This window comes from Rhodoblastus sp., from assembly GCF_041915505.1.
Taxonomy (GTDB): Bacteria; Pseudomonadota; Alphaproteobacteria; order Rhizobiales; family Beijerinckiaceae; genus Rhodoblastus.
Genome location: NZ_JAYSBG010000283.1, coordinates 1 through 4651, shown reverse-complemented (window position 1 = coordinate 4651; position 4651 = coordinate 1). Strand labels below are relative to the sequence as shown.

Below are 4651 nucleotides of genomic sequence, written 5' to 3'. Positions count from 1 at the left end.
CGAGAGGCGTAAAAAGACCCCCGGCGTGCGTCAAAATTCTGGCACGGAACTGGTATCCCCGGCGAGCGATTCCATTTGCCGGACAAATGGCGGGTTTGGAGAAGGACAATGGTTGAAGTTGTGACGCGCGAGGAACTCAAGAAAGGCCTCGCGGATGGTTCGATTGCGCTGATCGACGTGCGCGAGCCCGACGAATTCGCGGCCGGCCATATTCCCGGCGCGGCCAGCATGCCGCTGTCGCGTTTCGATCCCGCCCACCTGCCGAAGGAGCCGGGCAAGCGAATCGTCTTCAATTGCCGTTCGGGCAAGCGCACGCTTCAGGCCATTGAAATGGCGCGGCTGGGCGGCCGTCGCGACGCCGACGCCCATTACGAGGGCTCGATGCTGGAATGGGTTGCAGCGGGCGAGCCGGTCGAAAAGTAAGCCGCGGCGGCCGGGCCGGCGCGCCGTTCAGAGGCGCGCCGCGATTTTGCCCGCCTCGGCGGGCAGGGGCGGGGCGATGAATTCGTTTATCGGCTCGGGCGGCGGCAAGGCGATGACGGTCGACAGAGCCGCGCGCTCGTCCTCCAGCAAGCTCCAATGCAGCAGCTCCAGCCTGCCGTCGAAATGTTCGGCGATGGCGGTGCAGGATTCGACGAAATCGCCGGTGTTCACATAAGTGATGCCGTCGATCTCGCGGATCGTCGCATGGTGGATGTGGCCACAGATCACGCCGTCGACGCCGCGCTTGCGCGCCTCGGCGGCGAGCGTTTCCTCGAAATCGCCGATGAAATTGACGGCGTTCTTCACCTTGAGCTTGGCCCATTTGGAGAAGGACCAATAGGGCAGGCCGAGCTTGCGGCGGCCGACATTGAACCAGGTATTGGTCCAGATCGCGAAATCATAGGCCCAGTCGCCGAGATGGGCGAGCCAGCGGGCGTGGTTGACGACGATGTCGAACTGGTCTCCATGCACGACCAGCATCTTCTTGCCGTCCGCCGTTTCATGGACGACATGGTCGATGACCTCGACCCCGCCGAATTCGAGGCCGAGGAAATCGCGCGCGAATTCGTCGTGGTTGCCCGGTATGAAGACGACGCGGGCGCCCTTGCGGACCTTGCGCAACAGCTTCTGGATCACGTCGTTATGCGCCTGCGGCCAGTACCAGCCGGTCTTGAGGCGCCAGCCGTCGATGATGTCGCCGACCAGAAACAGTTCTTCGGATTCGTTATGTTTGAGAAAATCCAGCAACAGATCGGCCTGACTGCCCCGCGTGCCGAGATGAATGTCGGAGATGAACAGGCTGCGATATCTCTGCGGCGCATGCGCCTCGGCGGTCACGTCTGGCTTGGCGTTCATGGTCGCGCCTCTGATGTGTTCCTACCGAACGTGCTGCCATCTTCATGTTGCGAGACGATGACAATACTGCTCCAGGCCGTGCGATGACGCTCGGAATTCTACTGAAAATCCTCTCGACCTTGGCCTTTACCGCGATGGGCGTGGGCGTGCGCGTCGCGGCGCCGCGCATTCCCGTCTCCGAAATCGTGTTCTTCCGCTCGGTCGTGGCGCTGGCCTTGCTGTTCTGCTGGCTGACATGGACCGGCGGCTTTCCGCGTCATCTCGCCACGCGCCGGCCGCTCGGCCATCTCGGACGCGGCCTGTCCGGGACGGCGGGCATGTTCGCCAATTTCACCAGCCTCGCGCTGCTGCCGCTGGCCGACGCCACCGCCTATTTCTACGCCTCGCCGATCTTCGTGACGCTGATCGCCGCTTTGGGCCTGCGCGAGGACGTCCACGCCAGCCGCTGGCTCGCGGTGCTGATTGGCTTCGGCGGCGTGCTGGCCATGTTGGGCGATCATGTCGGCCTGGCTGATTTCAGCCGCAGCCTGGGGCAGGAGGGGCTGGGCGCGGCGGTGGCGCTGACGGGGGCGGGTTTCGCGGCCATCTCCATCATCCAGACGCGGCGTCTCGCGGCGTCCGAACATACCGCTGCAATCGTGTTTTATTTCACCTGCCTGACGACCGTCGCCGGGGCCGTGGCGCTGGCCGTGGCGCAGGCCGCGCCCGACATGCTGCCGTCGCAGGCCTTTGTCGCGCCCGATTCGCGCGAGTGGATCGCGCTGATCGGGGCCGGGGCGATGGGCGGTTGCGCGCAGATCCTGGTCACCACGTCCTATCGCTACGCCGACGCCTCGCTGCTGGCCTCCTACGATTATCTGGCCATGGTCTGGGCGCTGCTGGCGAGCCTGCTGATCTTCGATCAATGGCCGTCCTGGGCCGTTCTCGCCGGCGCGACGGCCATTGCCGGCTCCGGGCTGCTGGCCGTGTTAGGCGAGCGGATGGGGCGCCGGCCGGCGTCGGCCGATTGAACATTTCGTTCGATATTCCAAACGAATTCGATTACTATGCCAAACGGCAGCGAAGAACCGGATTGGCGGCATGGGAATCGAGGGACGCGACAGACAGAAGGCGCTGGAGGCTGGCGCGGCGGCGGTGTCCGGGCAATTGGGCAAGACCGTGCAGCGTCTGCGCAAGGCCTATAATCTGTCGCTGTCCGAATTGTCGGAGCAATCCGGCGTCGCCAAATCCATCATCAGCCAGATCGAGCGCAACGAGACCAATCCGACGCTCGCCACCATCTGGCGGCTGGCCCAGGCGCTCGATGTCTCGATCGAGCGGGTGCTGCAGGACCGCGATGATTCCTCCTTCATCGAGAAGGTCTCGCGCGGCGATACGCCGATTCTCGTTTCCGACGACGGCAAGTGCCGTCTCGCCATTACCGGCTGGATCAAGACGGTCGAATGGCTGCAATGCTACGACTTTTTCGCCGATCCGGGCGGCGTGCTCGAATCGGAGGCTCATCAGCGTGGCGCGGTGGAGTGCCTGACCGTTATCGAAGGCGAATTGCACGTCGAGGCGGGCGATGAGGCCGAGACGGTTCGCGCCGACGAAACCTTGCGCTATCGCGCCGACCGCCGCCATGTCATCCGCAACGTGGGCGCGGTTCCCGCCCGCGCGGAAATGATCTGCATCCTCAAGGCCGCCGCGATGGAATGAGGGCGTTGCGCGCCGCCCTATCGGATCGGCGCCTTGCGGCGAAGCCGAAAAATGGTTTATCTTCAAGCCATGGGGATGGAGTTCCCCCAAAACCGCCCGCGAGGGCTGATGACTCCTACCGCGACAATCGGCGGTAGGGGTGCGTCCACAGCAACCCGCCGCGCCGGCGGGCTTTTTCATGCCCGCCCCAGATTTTTAAGGAGCGCGCATGCCTTTCAGTTCTTATCTCATCGTCATGATCGGCGGGGCCCTGGGGACCCTTGCCCGCTACGGCATTTCCGTCGCCGCTTTGCCGATCAGCCACCGTTTTCCCTGGAGCACCCTTGTTATCAATGTCGCGGGATCTTTCGCGATCGGTTTTTTCGGCGCGCTGACCCTCGCGCACGGGCGCTATCCAGCGCCCGAAAATCTGCGGCTTTTCGTGATGGTCGGCCTGTGCGGCGGCTTCACGACATTTTCGTCCTTCAGCCTGCAAACGCTTGAATTGCTGCAGGGCGGCGCCTTCAGCCGCGCGGCGCTGAATATTGTCGTGTCGGTGATGCTGTGTCTCCTGGCGGTCGCGCTGGGCCATTATTCCGCGACCAAACTGAATGGCGACGCCAAGCGGATTGCGCAAATCCTCATCGAGGAGGAAGCCTGAGGGCTTCGCGCCGGCTTTCCGGCTTTACCCCCAAAGCGCGGGGTCCGGCGGGAAGATCGTCGAACCCTGATAGCGCAGGCCTTCCGGCCGGTCCCGCGCCAGCAGCAGCGGGCCGTCGAGATCGACAAAGCGGGCGCGCCCGGCGAGCAACAGAGCCGGGGCCATGGCGAGCGATGACGCCACCATGCAGCCGACGAACAGGCCAAAGCCGAGCTGCTCAGCCTCATCGGCCAAAGCCAGCGCCTCGGTGAGGCCGCCGGTCTTGTCGAGCTTGACGTTGACGAGGTCATAGCGCGGACGCAGCGCCGCGAGGCCCTTGCGGTCGTGGACGCTTTCATCGGCGCAGATCGCGACCGGCCAGCGCCGTTCCGCCAGCAGCGCGTCCGCGCCGGCGGGCAGTGGTTGTTCGACCAGAGCGACCCCCGCGGCGGCGCAGGCGGCGAAATTTTCGTCGAGATTTTCGGGCCGCCACGCCTCATTGGCGTCGACGATGAGTTCGGCCTCGGGCGCGGCGGCGCGCACGGCGGCAAGCCGGGCCGAATCGCCCGCGCCCGCGAGCTTGACCTTCAGCACCGGCCGGTCGGCGGCGGCCTGGGCCGCCCGCGCCATTTCATCGGGCGTCCCGACCGACAAAGTGAAAGCGGTGACGCAGGGAGCGAGTCTGTGCAACCCCGCGAGCTGATAGGCGGGAACGCCGGTCATTTTCGCGTCGAGATCCCACAGGGCGCAATCCAGAGCGTTTCGCGCCGCGCCCGCCGGCAGCAAAGCCTGCAGCGTGGCGCGGTCGGCTCCGGCCTCGATGGCGGCGCGGACCGATTCGATCTGTTGCGTCACGCTGTCCACGCTCTCGCCATAGCGCGCATAGGGCGTGCATTCGCCGCGTCCGGCGAAGGCGCCCTGTCGGATGGTCGCGACGACGACGACGGCCTCAGTTTTCGCCCCGCGCGCGATCACGAAGGGGTTTTGCAGCGCGAA

The 4651-nt window shown here is 65.1% G+C and carries 6 protein-coding genes and 1 riboswitch; of the genes, 4 read left to right on the top strand and 2 right to left on the bottom strand.

The genetic code is table 11. The annotated features are described in order from the left end of the window. Positions 1-108 precede the first annotated feature (108 nt). A complete protein-coding gene (locus tag ACE3S9_RS15175) occupies positions 109-423 on the top strand; it encodes a rhodanese-like domain-containing protein (RefSeq protein ID WP_374547320.1) in 315 nt (104 codons plus the stop codon). 27 nt (positions 424-450) lie between these two features. Here ACE3S9_RS15175 and ACE3S9_RS15170 read toward each other — a convergent pair whose 3' ends face one another. After that, a complete protein-coding gene (locus ACE3S9_RS15170) occupies positions 451-1338 on the bottom strand; it encodes a UDP-2,3-diacylglucosamine diphosphatase (protein ID WP_374547319.1) in 888 nt (295 codons plus the stop codon). A gap of 83 nt (positions 1339-1421) precedes the next feature. On the opposite strand from ACE3S9_RS15170, the gene ACE3S9_RS15165 reads away from it, so the two are divergent. The 3 genes from ACE3S9_RS15165 to crcB all read left to right on the top strand — a co-directional run bounded on the left by ACE3S9_RS15165 (position 1422) and on the right by crcB (position 3676). Beyond that, complete coding sequence (locus ACE3S9_RS15165; protein WP_374547318.1) at positions 1422-2348, top strand: DMT family transporter; 927 nt, start codon at positions 1422-1424, stop codon at positions 2346-2348. Positions 2349-2418: 70 nt separating this feature from the next. Further along, complete coding sequence (locus tag ACE3S9_RS15160; RefSeq protein ID WP_374547317.1) at positions 2419-3036, top strand: helix-turn-helix domain-containing protein; 618 nt, start codon at positions 2419-2421, stop codon at positions 3034-3036. A 62-nt stretch (positions 3037-3098) separates the two neighbouring features. Continuing rightward, positions 3099-3161, top strand: a riboswitch (Fluoride riboswitch). Between the two features lie 83 nt (positions 3162-3244). Further along, positions 3245-3676, top strand: coding sequence for a fluoride efflux transporter CrcB (gene crcB / locus ACE3S9_RS15155; RefSeq protein ID WP_374547316.1), 432 nt, complete (start codon positions 3245-3247; stop codon positions 3674-3676). 24 nt (positions 3677-3700) lie between these two features. Here the strand turns inward: crcB and dgcA are convergent, their stop codons facing one another. Continuing rightward, positions 3701-4645: an N-acetyl-D-Glu racemase DgcA gene (gene dgcA / locus ACE3S9_RS15150; RefSeq protein WP_374547321.1), complete on the bottom strand. Its 945-nt coding sequence runs from the start codon at positions 4643-4645 to the stop codon at positions 3701-3703. Positions 4646-4651: the final 6 nt, after the last annotated feature.

Coding starts and splice junctions, on each gene's coding strand:
- ACE3S9_RS15165 (WP_374547318.1), top strand. CDS start 1,422: ATGACGCTCGGAATTCTACTGAAAATCCTCTCGACCTTGGCCTTTACC.
- ACE3S9_RS15175 (WP_374547320.1), top strand. CDS start 109: ATGGTTGAAGTTGTGACGCGCGAGGAACTCAAGAAAGGCCTCGCGGAT.
- ACE3S9_RS15170 (WP_374547319.1), bottom strand. CDS start 1,338: ATGAACGCCAAGCCAGACGTGACCGCCGAGGCGCATGCGCCGCAGAGA.
- crcB (WP_374547316.1), top strand. CDS start 3,245: ATGCCTTTCAGTTCTTATCTCATCGTCATGATCGGCGGGGCCCTGGGG.
- ACE3S9_RS15160 (WP_374547317.1), top strand. CDS start 2,419: ATGGGAATCGAGGGACGCGACAGACAGAAGGCGCTGGAGGCTGGCGCG.